This window comes from Aquimarina longa SW024 (assembly GCF_001401755.1).
GTDB classification, from domain to species: domain Bacteria; phylum Bacteroidota; class Bacteroidia; order Flavobacteriales; family Flavobacteriaceae; genus Aquimarina; species Aquimarina longa.
In genome coordinates this window covers 50,405-68,424 of sequence record NZ_AVQK01000015.1, presented here as the reverse complement: position 1 = coordinate 68,424, position 18,020 = coordinate 50,405, and the positions used below count along the sequence as shown (strand labels likewise).

The 18,020-nt window shown below is 30.1% G+C and carries 13 protein-coding genes; 3 read left to right on the top strand and 10 right to left on the bottom strand.

Annotated elements, in window-relative coordinates:
• Positions 1–101 precede the first annotated feature (101 nt).
• Entirely contained in the window at positions 102–1,073 is a 972-nt protein-coding gene (locus N456_RS02805) for an ABC transporter ATP-binding protein (RefSeq protein ID WP_062053682.1), read from the top strand.
• Here the strand turns inward: N456_RS02805 and N456_RS02800 are convergent.
• From N456_RS02800 to N456_RS02790, 3 genes are all read right to left on the bottom strand, one after another.
• Positions 1,070–1,828, bottom strand: a complete 759-nt coding sequence (locus N456_RS02800) for a UDP-2,3-diacylglucosamine diphosphatase (protein ID WP_062053680.1) — start codon at positions 1,826–1,828, stop codon at positions 1,070–1,072. The two genes, N456_RS02805 and N456_RS02800, sit on opposite strands and share 4 nt — an antisense overlap.
• 73 nt (positions 1,829–1,901) lie before the next feature.
• Positions 1,902–2,354: a 6-pyruvoyl trahydropterin synthase family protein gene (locus N456_RS02795; RefSeq protein WP_062053678.1), complete on the bottom strand. Its 453-nt coding sequence runs from the start codon at positions 2,352–2,354 to the stop codon at positions 1,902–1,904.
• 163 nt (positions 2,355–2,517) lie between these two features.
• Positions 2,518–2,874 (bottom strand): winged helix-turn-helix transcriptional regulator, encoded by a 357-nt coding sequence (locus N456_RS02790; protein WP_062054015.1) that lies wholly within the window; start codon positions 2,872–2,874, stop codon positions 2,518–2,520.
• A gap of 115 nt (positions 2,875–2,989) precedes the next feature.
• Between N456_RS02790 and N456_RS02785 the strand changes: the two genes are divergently transcribed.
• Entirely contained in the window at positions 2,990–3,835 is an 846-nt protein-coding gene (locus N456_RS02785) for an NmrA family NAD(P)-binding protein (protein ID WP_062053676.1), read from the top strand.
• A gap of 438 nt (positions 3,836–4,273) precedes the next feature.
• Positions 4,274–4,411, top strand: coding sequence for a hypothetical protein (locus N456_RS24755; protein ID WP_162838815.1), 138 nt, complete (start codon positions 4,274–4,276; stop codon positions 4,409–4,411).
• Between the two features lie 1,111 nt (positions 4,412–5,522).
• Here the strand turns inward: N456_RS24755 and N456_RS02780 are convergent.
• The 7 genes from N456_RS02780 to N456_RS02750 form a co-directional block, all read right to left on the bottom strand.
• Complete coding sequence (locus N456_RS02780) at positions 5,523–6,125, bottom strand: hypothetical protein (RefSeq protein WP_082422416.1); 603 nt, start codon at positions 6,123–6,125, stop codon at positions 5,523–5,525.
• Positions 6,126–6,137: 12 nt separating this feature from the next.
• Positions 6,138–8,531, bottom strand: a complete 2,394-nt coding sequence (locus N456_RS02775) for a TonB-dependent receptor (protein WP_062053672.1) — start codon at positions 8,529–8,531, stop codon at positions 6,138–6,140.
• Between the two features lie 75 nt (positions 8,532–8,606).
• The gene (locus N456_RS02770) at positions 8,607–8,891 is read right to left on the bottom strand and encodes a hypothetical protein (RefSeq protein WP_062053670.1); all 285 of its coding nucleotides are present in this window, start codon (positions 8,889–8,891) and stop codon (positions 8,607–8,609) included.
• A 58-nt stretch (positions 8,892–8,949) separates the two neighbouring features.
• On the bottom strand, positions 8,950–9,798 hold the full coding sequence (locus N456_RS02765; protein ID WP_062053668.1) for an alpha/beta hydrolase family protein: 849 nt from the start codon (positions 9,796–9,798) through the stop codon (positions 8,950–8,952).
• A gap of 57 nt (positions 9,799–9,855) precedes the next feature.
• On the bottom strand, positions 9,856–12,591 hold the full coding sequence (locus tag N456_RS02760; RefSeq protein WP_062053666.1) for a PD-(D/E)XK nuclease family protein: 2,736 nt from the start codon (positions 12,589–12,591) through the stop codon (positions 9,856–9,858).
• Between the two features lie 419 nt (positions 12,592–13,010).
• Positions 13,011–14,423: an OmpA family protein gene (locus N456_RS02755; RefSeq protein ID WP_062053664.1), complete on the bottom strand. Its 1,413-nt coding sequence runs from the start codon at positions 14,421–14,423 to the stop codon at positions 13,011–13,013.
• Positions 14,424–14,703: 280 nt separating this feature from the next.
• Positions 14,704–17,862, bottom strand: a complete 3,159-nt coding sequence (locus N456_RS02750) for a UvrD-helicase domain-containing protein (RefSeq protein WP_062053662.1) — start codon at positions 17,860–17,862, stop codon at positions 14,704–14,706.
• Between the last annotated feature and the right edge of the window lie 158 nt (positions 17,863–18,020).

Genomic DNA, 18,020 nt, shown 5'->3' with positions numbered 1-18,020 from the left:
AATAGACTATATTAACCACATTTATACTTCTATAATATATTAAGCAGTTAATTATGTATTGATATAGTAGTACTAAAAATAATAACAAAGAACAGCTAACTATGCTTATAGTCCACAATGTATCTTTTGCTTACGATACCCAACCTGTTTTAAAAAATGTTAGTTTTACCATCAAAAAAGGAGAACATATTGCTCTTATAGGAGCAAGTGGCTGCGGAAAAAGCACTTTATTAAAAATCATTTACGGTCTTTTACATATACAAGAAGGAGAATTATCTTGGAATAACACTAAAATACTAGGACCTCTTTTTAGCCTTGTCCCAGGAGAGGAGAACATGAAATATCTATCACAAGGATTCGAGTTACAATCGTATCGAACTGTTGCAGAAAATATTGGGCAATATTTATCTAGTTTTGAGCCTGAACTTAAAGAAAATCGTATTCAGGAATTATTAGAAATTGTAGAAATGACACATTTTTCTGATATTAAAGTGGAAAATCTAAGTGGTGGACAAAAACAAAGAGTAGCATTAGCTAAGGCACTAGCAAAAAGACCAGAATTATTATTATTAGATGAACCTTTTGGAAATATAGATAATTTTAGGCGAAGTTCATTACGTCGAAATTTATATCGATACTTAAAACGAAATAAAATTACGAGTATCACTGCTACACATGATAAAACTGATATTTTATCGTTTACCGATCAGGCTATTGTTATTCATAAAGGTGAAATCCTAATTAAAGAAAATACAACTATCCTATATCAAAATCCAAATAATTACTACGCTGCATCTCTTTTTGGAGAAATAAATAAAATACGTCTTTCTTTATTTAGTACTACACATACAGAAGAAGTCATTCTTGTATACCCCCATGAAATAAAAGTGGATTCTGATTCGGTACTAAAAGTTAGAGTGAAAAACGCATATTTTAACGGTGATTATTATTTGATAGAAGGCATCCTTGATAGTACTATTATCTTTTTCAATCATCATAACATATTGACCCCTCCAGAAATAGTCGGAATTACAATTTCAGACGAAATCATTAAAAAGAGACAACGAATCTAGTCTGTATAATTCACTAATTTCAATTGACTTCCATCAAATACAGCATAGGTATAATGACTAATCCAATCTCCAAGGTTAGTATATTGTGATTTTTCGTTTAATTGTATTTCCATAGGTAGATGTCTATGACCAAACACAAAGTAATCTCTGTGTCTATCTTCTAATTTTCTTTTACAATATTGCACTAACCATTCATTATCTTCTCCTAAAAAAGTGACATCTTCATCTCCTGAAATTAATTTATTTTTTACGGATAAGTACTGCGCTAATTTTACTCCCAGATCAGGATGTAACCATCTAAAAAACCATTTAGCAACAGGATTAGTAAATACTTTTTTCATTCGTTTATACCCTTTATCTCCTGGTCCTAGACCATCACCATGACCAATAAAAAAAGTAGTCTCATTAAATGTAAATTCTTGAGGTTTATGATAGACAGGTATATTTAATTCTTCTTCAAAATACCCATGCATCCATAAATCATGATTTCCCACAAAATAATATACTGGTATCCCAGAATCTGTAATTTCTGCTAGTTTTCCTAGTGTCCTAGTAAAACCTTTAGGAACTACCGTTTTATACTCAAACCAAAAATCAAAAAGGTCACCTAGTAAAAAAATCGCTCCTGCATCTTCTTTAACTTTATCTAACCATTTTACAAATTTTTGTTCTCTGGGAAAACTTTTTTGTGATGTTGGTGCTCCCAGATGATTATCGCTGGCAAAATATATTTTTTTCCCTTCAGGAAGGTTCATAGCTATAATTTATAAGGTAAAAAAAGAATTAATCTTTCACTAGTTTTTAAAGCTGTGAAGTGATTCAAATAGTTTATTCATTATCGGTAGCATACCATTCTGCATAAGAAGTTTCGGTTTCTTGCAGTTTTAATGCATATAACATAATACTTTCTGGTAATCTGGCTTTAATCTTTTTAGCAAAATCAATTACCATATTCTCACTAGTAGGTTGGTAATCTACCAGAATCACATTATGCCCTCTATCTTGTAGTTCTTTTGCTAGTTCTTTATGTGGAGTATTTTTATTAAATACCGTAGCATGATCAAAAACATCTTCAATATCTTCTTTTACGATCTTTTTTAGATCTCCAAAATCAATTACCATCCCTAGTTTTACATGCGAAGTATCTGTGATGGGTTCTCCTATTACAGTAACACTTAATTTATAACTATGCCCATGAACATTTCTACACTTACCATCATAGCCATATAAGGCATGACCCGTTTCAAAAGAAAATTGTTTGGTGATACGAATTTTACTCATTACTTACTTTATAATTTTTGACAAAGTTACATAAACATTATCGTCTCTTTCTCTTATTTACAAAGTAAACCACAACCAAAACGATTCCTAGTATTAGAAACAATCCATTCCCTCCTAAAAAATTTAATATATCCATAGTAAAAAATAATCTAAAAAATTTCTGCTATTTAATCTTAGCTTTATTATGATTAAGTCCCCAGTTTGCCATTTCATTAAGTACAGGTACAAGACTTTTTCCGTACTCTGATAATCTATATTCTACTCTTGGAGGCACTTCGGGGTATATCTTTCGTAAGATAATGTTATTTGTTTCCAATTCTCGTAATTGCTGGGTTAACATTTTTTGAGTAATAACTCCAAGACGTTTTTTTAATTGCCCAAAGCGTAAGAATTCATTATTTTCTAATTGCCATAATATTGCAGGTTTCCATTTGCCTCCTATAACTTCTAATGTTGTCATAACAGGACAAGATGTAAAAAGATCTTCTTCATTTTCTAAAAAACCATAAATTTTATTCATTTTAACATTCTGATAATCAGCATTAGTATATTTTAGTATAGTATGTATTATTAATGTACCTACTTGCACAAAGATACTATACTTAATATCTTGTTCAAAAATTTAAAAGAAAATTATGGCAAGTTATTTTATTACAGGCGCTACAGGCACTATAGGAAAAGAAGTAGTAACATCATTACTCGAAAATAATGCTACTGTTATTGCTGCAACAAGAAATCCAGAAAAATCACAAGACCTATTTAATAATAAAGCAACATCGGTTCATTTTGATTATGGCAATAAAGATACTTTTAATCAGGTACAAGGTACTGATGGAATACTTATTATAGGTCCGCCATTAAATCCTGCACTTTTTGAATTATTAGAACCTTTTGTAGGTTATATACAAGATAATTATACTGGTAGAGTAGTATATCTTTCTGGTTATGGTATGGATGCTCTTAAGCAAATGCCTTTTCATGCATTAATGGAAAATAAATTAAAAAGCACTAATCTTAATTGGAATATTGTACGTCCAGGTTTCTTTATGCAGAATTTTGGTAATTATGAAAGAGAAAATATTGAGCAGCGTAATGTTTTATTCTCTCCTGCAGGAGAAGGAAAAACCCCTTTTGTTTCTGCAACAGATATTGCCAGTGCCATCTCAGTATTACTTACTGATCAGAATAGGAAACATCAAACACATATATTAACAGGAGCAAAGGCATATTCTCATTTTGATGTTGCAGAATTACTTACTACCATTCTTGGAACTCCCATAGCATATGCTAATCCAGATCAGCACACTTATCGTAAGGTACTAAAAGACTCTGGAGCGCCAGATTTTATTGCAGACTATATGATCCCAATATATGGATTAGTTAAAAATGGTACAATTCAAAACACTACTAATAGTATAAAGGAACTAACAGGAAGAGATCCTGAAACATTAGAGGAAGTATTAAAAAGAGATTTTTCATAAAAATCATGAATATATTAAACTTTTTTAAGTAAGATTCTTTATTCTTTTTATATTACTTTTTTAAGAAATAATAAAATGTTTTGAATTCAATTCCAATAAACTGATTATCAAATAATTATTGAATTAATTTTGTTGTAACAATTTGTTAATCACATCCAATTTTAATGAGTATTCATAACACTCTACTACTATATTCTTATCTACATTTTTTTATACTCAAAATATAATTACGATATTGAAGAAATAAGTATCTGTAAACTATCCAGTTTTAATGAGTGAAAAACATATCAGGTAAATTATAAAAGTGAGGACTGGTCGATACTATTTTAAATTTTCAATAAAATTTTGTTCTATCTACACAACCAGTTGAAAAACTCTTATTAGAACTTTTCTAAATATTGAAAAAAAATATAAAATAACATTAATAAAACAATATATATGGAAAAATTAATTAGGGCAATCATAGCGGGATGGGGTGCAAAAAAAATAGGAGGAGGAAAGTGCGGTTGTATTGGTACTGTATTTGTATTTATTATTTTATACTGGCTTTTAGGATTTGTATTTAAAGTATTATAACTATAAACAGAACCTAATCTTAAAGTCTTTTTTAGACAAGTATATAAAAAAACAACCTCTGGGTTAACTACTCCCAGAGGTCTGAATTGAAACTTAATTGTATTTAACACAAACTCAACTTATACTAATTATAATAGTTTCAATTTTATTATTATTTGACAACGGTAAATTACTTGTAAAATACGATATATTTTTAAGTTTGCGGACAAAAGTAGTGCTATAGATTAACGCAAAACATGACAAATATCATTTTAAAAAATCAACTTATATACCTACTTGATTCTATGATATGTTGAAAAATAAATCTTCTTATTAATACTAAATTCTATAGTACTATTCAAAATGATTTATGCATTACTAAAAGCAGGTCATACTACTATTTTTGATAAGAAATGGTTTTGAGGCAGTATTCAATCAGATTGAAAAAAGGTAATAACAAAACTATTGTAAATTACAGTAAACTTTTTTCTTAAAAAAACCGAAAACAGTATTATAAAACATAAAATTAATGTATTAATCTTATGTTAAAAAATGATACTTTATAGTTGTACCTATTCGATAACAGCTGTATAAAAAAAGCAACCCCCGGGTTAACTACTCCCAGGGGTCTGAATTGAAACTTAATTGTATTTAACACAAACTCAACTTATACTAATTATGATAGTTTCAATTTTGCTGTTTTGCTCCTCTCGGTTGACACCACGAAGATAAGCCCTATATCCTAAATATTTTAACGTTTTATTGATAATAATTAACATTTAACAATGTGATAATATCATTGTCTTAAGATTCCTAAAAACGATTTTATTTAACATTATTAATAATTATTTAACATTCTTATTTCCAGAGTATTAGTCTATTTCTCATAAAACTCCTTACAAAATAGTATAGCTTTATTAAGTTCATCAAAATTCATACCATTATTAGTTTATTTTGTCTTTTTTTAAATAAAAAACAAAACCCCTAAGAAACAAGTACTTAGGGGTTAAAACTGAAACTAATTACGTAATTTTTTACACAAACTCAACTTACATAATTATTAAGTTTCAATTATATTTTTGTTAATATTTTAACTTTTCATGCCATTTCGAATTAAAAATGGTATTATTTGTTATTCAATTGTTATATTAAAGGTTTGATCAATATCTGTATCACCACCTGCATTGGTGATATCTCCTTTAACTACTCCTTCTGCGTCTTTTTTAGGTTTATGCCTTAAGGTTATTCTAAAAGTTCCTGTTCCAGCATTAGTTGTCGTTAATAGAAACTTAAGCCCTACGGGATTTGCAGAAGTAAAAGCTGTCCCATCTTCTTTTTTATAATCAGATTCTTTGTCTGCATATGCAGCTGTAATATTTAATCCCGAAGCTAGTACATAAAAAAACTGATGTTCATCCGCTTCTTTTTTAACTTCATCGCTAATCACATCAACAGGATTTTTAGACTCATTAAGCAACTCTATAGATCCACTATATTGCGTATTTACCTTTAGCTTACCAGAAACCGTTACTTCTGGTTTTGATGGGCCTTCTTCCCCATCTTTATCTACGACCACCAAGTTTATAGTTTGCCCTCCTCCTACAAGGGACACCGACATTTTGGTTATTAACTCTTCTTCGTTAACAGGTTTAGGGTTATCATCATCATTAGAACATGACATAAATAAAATACTGCCAGTGATCGTAAGGATTGATAAAAATTTGCGTGTGTTCATTACTTTTTTCATTTAATAGTTAATAGATAATCGTAGTAAAAAATTTCGACCCATATCATCTGCAAAATATCGCTGACGATTTAGATAATTCCTATACTTTATATTGAATATGTTTTTTATGGCTAACCCTACTTTTAGTTTATTTTTTTCTCCTAAAGAAAATTCCATACTTGTATCTGCATTTAATAAATTATATGCGCTAGGAGGTGTATTAATTTCTAGTAATACATCTTTCTCTTGTTGTGGAGAAAATACAGATATATTAGAAGGGTATTCGTTTTGTCTAAAAAAATATTGATTTTCTAATGACACATTAAATCCATACCAAGTTTTATTCTTATAGGTAATACGATTATTAAAATTAGGGGCGGGTATCGTAATCAATGAGGTATTATTTTTATTCTCTTTTCCTTTTACGATAGAAAAACTATGATTGGTGCTCCAGTTATGATGCCAATTGGTATATAGTTTAGCATCCAACCCCAATATATTAACATTAGTTTGCCTGTATTCCCAAACAGGAAATGCTCCTCTTATCGAAAGTTGTACATCTACAGGCTCTAGCAAAATATAATCATTTATAAGATTAGCATATGGAGCAATTTCCCATCCCCATTTTTCTGTCTCTTTCTTAGCAACTATTGAGATTTTATGAGATGTTTCTTGATCGATTCCTAAATCTCCCAATTCAATTCTGGCAGCAGAATGATGCAATCCATCACTAAACAGCTCTGAAGGGTTAGGCGCTCGTTGTGCCATAGCATAATTAAACCTAAATTCATAGTCTTCTTTATAAGTGTATTGTGCTCCTACAGTGGCTGAAATATTGTGATACTCAAAAACTGGATTAGTGAGCCATTGGGTATTAAAATCTTCGATAATAAAATCCGAAAAATCTGATTCATATTTTCTTTCTTCCCATCTCGATTTTAAATAAAACTTTTTAGCATCCATACGATTATAATCATATCGAACACCTCCATCTATTATAATACTACTTGTTACGTCATGTTCTCCAGTAATAAAAATTCCGACATCATGTTTATCATAATCAGGAATTAACCTTCTTACACCTGTATTAGGGTTTGCAAAATTATTCTGATATCGTAATACAGCTCCTACATCCCACAAAAATTCTGGATTGGAATCAAAACTAAAACCAGAAGTTATTGTATGCGTTTTTAACTCAAGATCTATACTAGCTTGTTTGCTTAGCGCTTCTGTTCTTCGAATATCAAACTCAAACCTTTTATTATATTGAAAATCATATTGTGTACTCCATTTACCTAGTTCTTCAAAACGCTTAAAATATCGTAACCTACCTAAATGATGTGTCACTTCTTGTTTAGGATTATCAATCTTATAAGTAAAATCTCTAATGATTGCTGGTTGCTGACTATTAATCGCATTAATAAGATCATCTATACTACCAACATGTGATGCTGCTAAAACCCCTATTTCATTATTAAAAAAAGAATAATATATATCCCAGCCATGAGTAAATTTATTAACTCCAAAAGATAGAGAAGCTCCTTTTTCAAATACTCCTGTGTTGGAGAGAACGTAATCTGGTGCTTCTACATCTCCAAAGCGTTTTATAGTTCCTTGTGCTTTAAAAAACCAACCATTTTTATATCCTTTTATCAGTTCTGAAGAAATTGATCCTCCTCTTCCATTTACTCCTCCTGTGGCTATTGTTTTACCAAACAAGGTGTCTTTTACAGGCGCTTTAATAGGTTCTAGAATAATAACACCTCCAATAGCATCGCCACCATAACGTAATGCAGAAGCTCCTTTGACAACAGTCACATTCCCTGCGGTATTAATATCTATATTAGGAGCATGCTCGTCTCCCCACTCCATATCTTGCATACGAACACCGTTATTCATAATCAACACACGACTCCCACTAAGACCCTGAATAACAGGCTTAACTATAGTTGCTCCTGTATTTAATGATGAAACACCTGTAATTTCTTTAAGAGCATCTCCTAAAGAGCCACTACTATATTTTTCAATAATATCAGAATCAATAGCCTCTTCTTGAGCAGAAGTTGTTTTATTAGTAGTAGCACCTGCGACTTTTACCTCTGATAATTCATTAAGGTGATGCTCTAGATAAAAATCTTTTGATGAGATCTTTGCTACATCTAACGTTATTACCTGAGAGTTACATTTCTCATGTGATATAGTAAAAGCGTATGCTGTTGCGCATAAATCTTCGATATAATATCTACCAGTAGCATTTGTCACAATAGTACGATTATTAAATGTTATTGTAGCGCCTTCTAGGGGAACTCCGTCATGAAAATCTATGACTCTACCAGAAAGTATATGATCACATTCCTGAGCAGATAAGAGATTAATCCCGAGAAGAAACACCGCTAACCAAGTGTATCTTTTCATTTATAAAATAATGGAATAAGCTATTAATATGGTATATATCAATAGTTAGTTGTCAATAAAAAAGTTTGAATAAAACTAAGCTGTAGGAGGGGCTTTGTTTAAAAATGAATAAGTAACAGATGAACCAAAATATTGTTTTATATATGTAGTTCTAACAACATCAATAGGAATCTGTATTACTTTAGAAATAGTAAGTGTATCTACTGGTGTAAAATCATCATTATGATGATTTAAAGTAAACTCACAAAGAGAACAGTCTTCATCATCAGTATCATGACCTACAATATGTATGTCTGCCAATTGAATGATACCAAAAAATATCAAAAATATGGATGCTAATATTTGCCTGTTTAACTTCATTACAGCAAATAAACGAAAAAAAATGATTGATTATTATATTTTTTAACTAAATAAAGTGTTAAAGACTTATAAAAGTAATTGTTTTTTGTACTATTTTCTTAAGGTGTTTTGGCAAAGTATTCTTTATCCATGGGTGTTTCGCGCCAAATATATGATCTGCACCTTCTACTAAAAATAATTTAGTATTAGAACCCCAAGAGTGTAAATCTTTTCCTTCTTGTACAGTAACTGTTGGATCATTTGTACCATGAATAATTAAATGTGGTACTTGATTTTTTATAACAGCTCTAGATATCGTAAGCCTTTCTTCATTTTCTATAAAAGATGTATAAAATTGAAAATAATGTGGCATCTGCTGTTTTGTTCTACTATTCTCAATGTATAATACTCTGGCCTGCTTCCAATGCTCTAAAGCATCTTCTTTTGGAAATCTTTTTTTATAATCAGAAACACTTGCCCATGTTATTAGTTTGGCAATTCTACTGTCTTCTGATGCTTTAATCGTAGCAATACCACCGCCTCTAGAATGTCCTATTAGAGAAATATTTGATGAAACTATTACATTTCTAAACTCAAATCCTGAAGAGGTAATCCAATCTATAATAGTTTCTAAGTCATCTAATTCTTTTATATAATTATTAGCTCCAAAAGCTTCTAGATCAGGAAAATCTATAGGTTGCTCTACAGTGCCTCCATTATGAGAGAAATTAAACTTTACAAAGAAAAAACCTGCATTAGCAAATGTTTCTGCTACCATATTCCAAGCTCCCCAATCTTTAAAGCCTTTATATCCATGACAAAAAATAATCACGGGCTTGAGGTTTTTATCATCATTATAAAAAACATCTGTTAAAATTGGTTTTTGATGTTTTCCTTTAACTATTATGTTTTTTCTCTTTACTATCATACTTTAATATTGTATTATACAACCATTACGGGCTCGTGCTTTTTCTTTTTTTATCAACTATACTTCTTTCTCGATAAATGGAATTTTAATATTAAAAATTTCTCGTATGAGATTTTTTAACTGTAATAGATATTCCTCAAACACAACATTAGTAATCTCATAATCTGTTTTACCTCTTATACTCTCTTTTGTTCCAAATTTTAGATATCCTTCTTGAAGGTTTTTAAATGAAATTATCCCTGCTTGAAATGCTTCAGTAATTGGATTTTCATTATGCTGCATATAAGCATATGCTAAAACTTGCACAACCTTACTGTATTTATATTCTTCTGTAATCATATTCCAATCCATAATAACAACATCACTTCGGTTTACTCTTCCTGTTTTATAATCGATAATACGTACTTGATTATCTAATTGATCTATCCGATCTACTTTTCCCTTAATAAAAACAGGGAAACCTAATTCAGGAACTTCTAATTTGGTTTTTAGATTACTTTCTACTGATAAGATCTTTAATTGAGCTCCTTGGTTTAGTAATTCTTCTTCAGTTTTTAAAAAATTATAGATATAACGCTTAGCTACTTCAAAAATTAGTAAATTTTTACCCTGTGTTATATCTAGTTTTGTATACTCTTGTTTAAACTGATACTTAAGCTGTGTATCTATTTGATTTCTCATCTTCTTAATATCTTCGAGTGTAAGAAATCTGTTTTCTATCGGTTTATAAAATATTTCGAGTGTATTATGAATAACTGTTCCTAACGTATTTGCAGCAATAGTTTCTTCTACTTCTTCTACTTCTTTAACTCCTAAAATATATTTATAATAAAAATCCATAGGATTTCTTATATAAGTTGTTAATGCAGAAGGAGATAATCCATGAGTTACTAATTGTTTTAGTTTTAGTAAAACTTCTTCGTTTTTTTCTACTTGTAATGGTTTACTAATTAATTTGGGGACTTCAGATGAGGCAATGTATTTTTTAAGATTATGATTTGGTCTTTTATCAATATCCAACTGAAGCAAAAATCTACTTTTTTCTCCTCCTCCTACTCCTTCATCATCTGTATTATATAACAAATATACTTTTTTGGCTCTTTGAATTAATCTATAAAAATGATATGTATATATCGCATCCTTCTCTTTATAAGTAGGTAGATCATATGCTCTTTTTAAATCATAGGGTATAAAAGAGTTCATGCTCTTGCCTGCTGGTAAAATTCCTTCATTAACTGAGGTGATAATCACAGTTTCAAAATCAAGGCAACGAGATTCTAACATCCCCATAAGCTGCAAACCTCTAAATGGTTCTCCAGAAAAATCTAATGTCTCTTTCATCAAAATATCTTTATATAGTGTATACAAAGATCCTATTGTTTTTAAGCATTGATAGCTATCATGTAATGCAGATACTTTATTAAAGATCAAATGAAAATGGTATACACATTCTAATTCTAGTTCATCTTTTTTTACGGAAAGACAATGCTTAAGTGCTAATACTATTTTTTTACAATAATCCAAAGCAGTAGTAGTATCATTCCATGATCCAAACAATAATGCTAATGTTTCTTGTTTTTTATCTGAAACATGCTCTTGTAATTTTTTTAGTGTAATATAAATTATATTTTCTTTAGATATAATCGCAATCAAATGTGCAGCCTCAAGGCCTAATAATCTATTTCCGGGCTGGCTATTTAAAATCTCTAATACCGATTTATAATAAAACCCTTTATAACTATAGTTTTTATGAAGATTGAATAATAACTCAAAAAAAGAAGCTATAGGAACTTCTTTAAGAGGTAATCCCATTGTAATATTTAGAAATTCAACTGTATTCGGAAGGGAGTTAAGTACTGGTTGTAATAAACTTTCATCCGCAAGTACCAGTGCTGTTTTCTCCATATCAGATTTAGGAATAACAGTAAGTAATTGTCCAACAGATTTAGCTTGTCCTATATTCTTAGGAACTCCAACAAGTGTAATATCTTTTTGCTGAGAGAAATTATCACGTATCCACTTAAATGGTTTTTCTTGATAATACGTCCATTGTTTTTTATATTTTCTTAGGAACAGGGATGCTTCGTGGTATGTGTTATCAATAAAAAACTGATCTGCATCCCAATATACCTGTGCAATACCAGCTTCTAAAAGAGATTGAAAAATGATTTGCTCGGCATTATTTAAAGCATTAAATCCTACTAAAATGTGCTTCCTTTTTTCTTCTTTAATATAAGATGAGATATCTTCTGATGCTTTTCGATACAATAACCCTTGATATCCTATTTTTTTTAAAAGAAGTTTATCTCTAAAATTAGTATAATAATCTATGAGGCTTTCCCAGAATTGTATATAATTTTTAACTAATTCTGTTTTTTCTTTTTGTAAATACCAATGATTTAAATCTTGTATTCCTGATAAGTATGAAAAAAAAGACTCGTGATCTATACAATATCTATCGACTTCATTAAAATCATAAATCATTGTCTGAGCCCAATTACTAAATGTTTCGAAATTTTCTTTTTTTAAATGAGGATGAGTCTTTAAATAAGTATCATAAAATTCAAATAATGTCTGGATATTATCGATTTGTTGAAGCCCAGATAATCTAATTATGAACTCTTCTATACTAAGGATTATTGGAACAAAAAAAGTTTGATCAGGATATGTTTCTAACAGTTCTTTCTTAAGAAAAAGCCCTGCTCTTTTGCTAGGGACAATAAAAATCAAGTCGCTTATTTTTTCTGGAGCGTCTTGTAATTCTAATATTACTTCTTTTAAAAAACTTTTCAAGTGTTTGTTATTTTAGAGTGTTTAGCTATTTAAACGTATACTTGATCTCTAATTTTTCTTAAACCTACTTCCCTATCTTTCTTACAGAATTAAGCATAGATTTTTTTGTTTTATCACCTTGTATAATTTATACTCAATATACCATCTTATTTTCTCAATACAAATTCTTAAGAGGACACCATACAATTTAATTATCGTTTAAGTGGATAATGTAGTATATCGTTAATCTACATTATCTAAAATAAGCGTATTATACCGGTTTCTTATATGAAATCAATATAACCTAGAATTAAAAAAATAGAATTTAGAACAAAATATGAATTGGCATAAAGCCTTATATTTTGTTTTTAGGTAAAAATAAAAGCGCCTCGAAAATTCGAGGCGCTTTTTTACTATTTATCTTGGTAAGATTTTTATACTTATTTTACTAAGTTAATCTCTACACGTCTGTTTTGTGCTCTACCAGCTCTAGTTTTGTTAGAAGCGATAGGTCTGTCTTCACCGTAACCAACAGCAGATAATCTAAATTGATCGATCCCGTTATCTGTTAAGTAATTTTTAACAGCGTTAGCTCTAGAATCAGATAATCTCTGGTTTGATTTAGCAGCACCAGCGCTATCAGTATGTCCTTCTACAGTAAACTTAGCAGTAGGATATTCTTTTAATATAGCGATGATATCTCCAAGTGCCTTATTAGATTCTGCTTTAATACTAGATTTACCAGAATCAAATAAGATTGTTTTTGCATATGAGTTAAGTGTTTTCTGTACTTCTTCTGTTACTTCTGGGCAACCATTGTTTGCTACAGTACCAGCAACATCAGGACAGTTATCATCTTTATCTAATACACCGTCTCCATCTTTATCTTTGAAAGGACATCCGTTATTAGCAGCTGGTCCAGCTTCGTTTGGACAACCATCTTTACCATCAGCGATTCCATCACCATCAGCATCAGGACATCCATTAAGTGCAGGTAATCCAGCTTCAGTAGGACAATCATCTTTAGGATCTGGAACTCCGTCACCGTCTGTATCAGGACATCCATTAAATTCTGCAGTACCTGCAGTATCAGGACAATCATCTTTAGCATCAGTGATTCCATCACCATCAGTATCAGGACATCCTTTAAATTCTGCTAAACCAGGAACGTCTGGACACTCATCATCTTTATCATATACTCCGTCTCCATCTGTATCTTTACCTCCAAATGCAAAAGTAAGTCCTGCAGAATGTTGGAAATGTGTAGGAATGTAATCTACAAAACCTCCATTGCTATTAGCGTATTCTTCAAATACATGCTTATATGTTGATTGAATGTTGAACGCAAGATTCTCTGTTAACCAAAAGTTAAAACCAAGAGATCCGTTTAATGTTCCTGCTCCTACTTCATCAATCCAAGTATAACCTCCACCTACTCCTAGGTAAGGCTCAAACCATTTTGTGTTTAATGCATTTTTAAGGCTATAGCTAATTTTTCCATCAGCTGCATAGTAAGATAGGTCATCAACTTTTACCGTTTCCCCACTATTTGGAAGCTCTCCAAATTTTTCTATTTTATTAACTGACCCTGCAACTGTAAAAGAAAAACCATCCCCTATATATCTCCCAACAGATAATTTGGAAACAGATGGAAGAATGTTCCAGTGGTCGCTAGCATTAAAATATTCATCGAAAATTTCTCCCTGATTAGTAAGGTCTCCCCCAGTAGGAAAGATGTCAACGGCATTAATACCTATAGAAACCGCCCAAGGATTGTTTTCATCTTGTGCATTCGCCGTACTAAGTCCAAGTACTAGTAACGAAGCCACTAAAAATCTGCTAAGATGTTTCATATTCAATAATTTAATTTTTAAGTGTTAATTAGAGCAAATGTAATATGTTAAAAATAACTGTCAAAGACAAATCTAATAAATTTTTCTTAACATACCAGTAAATATAATAGCTTTGGAAGGTATTTCAATTTTTCCTTATAAAAAAAATATCCAAAAAACATGATATTAATCATGTTAGAGAAAAATTACAGTATTTGTCATAATAACTAGCTACAATTATAAGACAAAAATATCTTTTATCTCTAAAAAAAATTAGTAATTATAAAAATAATTCCTTAATCTATATATACATTAACGAGATTTCTTCATTAGAATATAATAAAATTGTATTCTTTACAACATATCCTATATCTTCGAGAAGTGACCTATATTTCTGTATCTGTATTGCATGAGAAATATCATATACACCTGTTTTATAGTCTATTATTGTAATTATATTATTTTTATCAATTACTATTCTATCTGGTCTAAACAATTTCCCATTAGAAATTATATCTCTTTCATTATATATTTTATTATCGATAGAAAAATATTGAGAAAGCTTAGGGTGATCAACAATCCTTTTTATTTCATTATAAAAGATTTCTTTTTCAGAACTCGAAACCTTGCCTATATCATGCGCTTCTTGGATAACTTTTTCAACATCACTATGTGTTTCGATAGAAGCCATAAGATCGTGTATCAAATTTCCTTTCTCTATGGCGCTTTGCTGAGAGGTATCCCATAGTTTCCCCGAATTAGTTACAATATTAACCTTATATTTCTTTGAAGCATCTTCGAATCGAGAAAGAGAAATTATTTTTAATTTTTCTTCTGCATCAGTGCTTATAATATCTGGCTTTATAGGGTTTCCAAAATCGTATGTTATCTTTTCGAGGTTCCATTGACCTAAATGTTTCAAATATGCAATTAATTTTCCTGAAAATTTATGAGGGTTACTCTCTTCTTTTGAATTTAGTTTCAAATTGGACAATATATATAATTGCTCTTTAGCTCTGGTAAGTACTACATATAAGAGATTAAAGGCATCTAATTCCAATTGAGATTGTCGGTTCAAAACAATTTCTTTAGTGGCATCACTATACTCAGATATGTTTTTATTGTAGTTAATAAATACTTCTTCAAAATTAGCATAGTCTTCTTTGACAACAGACAACCATGTTTTGGGTTCTATTTCTTCATACATATCAATATCTGCATATGGATAAATCACACAGGGAAATTCAAGTCCTTTGGCTTTATGTATAGTAATAATCTGTATAGCACCTTCTGCTTTGGGAGCTATAATACTTAGTTTATCTTTATGGGCATGCCAATATGCCAAAAACCCTACAACACCTTCTATATATCTCTGAGTGAATGTAAATACTACATCAAGAAAAAATTGCACATATGCTATTGCTTTATCAGCCAAAGAAAAAGTAGATATAATATATTCTACAGCATCATAGAGAGGTTTTACAGCTAATTCAGAAAAACTAAAACTGATTCCCAGAGTTTCTAACTCAGAAGAAAAGAATGTTTTGGTAGTATTATCCATCATTTTTTGTAAAAATATGTGCTTTTCTTCTACTGAAAATTGCTCGGTTAAAAAATGTAATACATTAATTTTTGATTGCAAATGATCTGGTTGTATACTCCAAGTCAGCAAATTGATAATGAATCTTACCTGAGGAGCATTATTAATTAATAGGGTTTCAGAAGAAATTATAGCTAAGCCTTTTTGAGTAAGAAAGTCTGCTATAACAACTCCTTCTTTACGCTTTCTTACAATAATGCAAATTTCATTAAGAGCATATCCTTTATTATTTAATTCTATTATCGTTTCATATGTTTTTTCTGGATATAATTCGTTTTCTACAGCAACATTTTTAGCTTTTATAAACGATACATTAACATATCCATTCTTCTTAGAATTAATCTCTTGTCTGTTACCTTCCAAATATAGCTTCTGGTGTTTTTCATCACTAAAATCTCCAGACAAAAAAGTAAATAAGCTATTATTAAATTTAACAACCTCTTCATGACTACGATAATTCTTAGGTAAATTAAGGACTTGCTTTTCTTGTATCGAAAAAGGATCTTTATCAGAAGACAGGTCTATAAATTGTTCTGCTTTACCACCTCTCCATCGATAAATAGCCTGCTTAGCATCTCCTACTATAGTAACTTTACCTCTTTTTCCTGCTAATGTTTCTGTAGAAACTGCATTATCTATAAGAGGAACCAAATTATTCCACTGCAATTCCGATGTGTCTTGAAATTCATCAACAAAATAATCCCTATACCGCTCTCCTAAACGTTCATAAATAAATGGTGCTGGTTGTCCTTGTATTGCTTCACTTATAATAGCATTAAACTCTGATATTAATAAAATCTTTCTTTCTTTTTTAATCTCTAACACTTCTTTATTAATTGCATTTAATACTGAGAGTGGAGTTATGTTTTTTAAGATGTTATTAAACAATGTAAGTTGCGATAATTGAGTTTTTGTTGTTACAAAAGCTTCTTCGATCTCAGGCCGGATACTATCAATACTTTCTTTTTTAGTATTCTCTAATGTTTTTGTGTAAAAACTAGTAGTTTCAATATTTTGAGCCCATTTTGTTTTTTTAAAATCAAATTTGGTTACTCCATCACAAAGTTTTTGAAAATGATTTGGAATAGTGCCTCTACTAAAATCTTTATGATCTAATCCTAAACTGTGTATTTGATTAAGAATTTTTTGTGAGGAATCTTTGATGATATGTTTTAAGTCTGTAATTTTTTTATGCAATATTTTTTTCAGCTCCTCAAAATCACTAGTTTCTTTCTCTGAAAGTTTATTAAGATGTTCCCGATCATTTTCACTAAACAAAAGTTTAGCAATCTTATTTAGTTCTATAGTAATATCCCAACTTTTATCATCTTCTAATTTACTGATTGCAAAATCAATAATTAGCCTAGTAAGTTCCTGATTTAAACCTATTTTAGCAATCACCGCATCTACAGCCTCTTCAATTAGAGCATCTGTATTCATTTCAATCTCAAAATTCATAGGAATCCCTAAATCATATGCAAATGTTCTGATTACTCTATGGGTAAATGTATCAATGGTAACAACATCAAACGCGGCATAGTTATGAAGAATACTCTTTAGAATTCGTTTTGCTTTCTGTTTAAGTTCTTTTTCAGGAACCTTAATTGCGACTACTAGTTCTTTTAATAAGCTCTGATATTTTAATGGGGTATTCTGTTTACTAATCGCAACAAGGTTTTCTAAAATCCTTGTTTTCATCTCGGCAACTGCCTTATTTGTAAAAGTTATCGCTAAAATATTTTTATAACTATCTTTAAACTCTCCTTTTAATAAAGCAATTAAGTATGCTTTTACCAAGGTATAGGTTTTCCCCGCACCTGCGGCGGCATTATATACGGTAAAAGCTGTATCTGGATTCAATTCTTTTTTTTACTAAAATACTAAAAGCAGAGATTTTTATATCATAGATTAGTATAAATAAAATAGCGACAAAGTCATCATTTTTACTAGTGTATTGTTTTTAATTAATTTATAACAATTATAAATTTTTATTCACCACTCGAATTGTTAAATTTGGT

Excerpts from the sequence above, each read along its gene's own strand:
- N456_RS02805 (WP_062053682.1), top strand. The coding sequence starts at position 102 with ATGCTTATAGTCCACAATGTATCTTTTGCTTACGATACCCAACCTGTT.
- N456_RS02800 (WP_062053680.1), bottom strand. The coding sequence starts at position 1,828 with ATGAACCTTCCTGAAGGGAAAAAAATATATTTTGCCAGCGATAATCAT.
- N456_RS02795 (WP_062053678.1), bottom strand. The coding sequence starts at position 2,354 with ATGAGTAAAATTCGTATCACCAAACAATTTTCTTTTGAAACGGGTCAT.
- N456_RS02790 (WP_062054015.1), bottom strand. The coding sequence starts at position 2,874 with ATGAATAAAATTTATGGTTTTTTAGAAAATGAAGAAGATCTTTTTACA.
- N456_RS02785 (WP_062053676.1), top strand. The coding sequence starts at position 2,990 with ATGGCAAGTTATTTTATTACAGGCGCTACAGGCACTATAGGAAAAGAA.
- N456_RS24755 (WP_162838815.1), top strand. The coding sequence starts at position 4,274 with ATGGAAAAATTAATTAGGGCAATCATAGCGGGATGGGGTGCAAAAAAA.
- N456_RS02780 (WP_082422416.1), bottom strand. The coding sequence starts at position 6,125 with ATGAACACACGCAAATTTTTATCAATCCTTACGATCACTGGCAGTATT.
- N456_RS02775 (WP_062053672.1), bottom strand. The coding sequence starts at position 8,531 with ATGAAAAGATACACTTGGTTAGCGGTGTTTCTTCTCGGGATTAATCTC.
- N456_RS02770 (WP_062053670.1), bottom strand. The coding sequence starts at position 8,891 with ATGAAGTTAAACAGGCAAATATTAGCATCCATATTTTTGATATTTTTT.
- N456_RS02765 (WP_062053668.1), bottom strand. The coding sequence starts at position 9,798 with ATGATAGTAAAGAGAAAAAACATAATAGTTAAAGGAAAACATCAAAAA.
- N456_RS02755 (WP_062053664.1), bottom strand. The coding sequence starts at position 14,423 with ATGAAACATCTTAGCAGATTTTTAGTGGCTTCGTTACTAGTACTTGGA.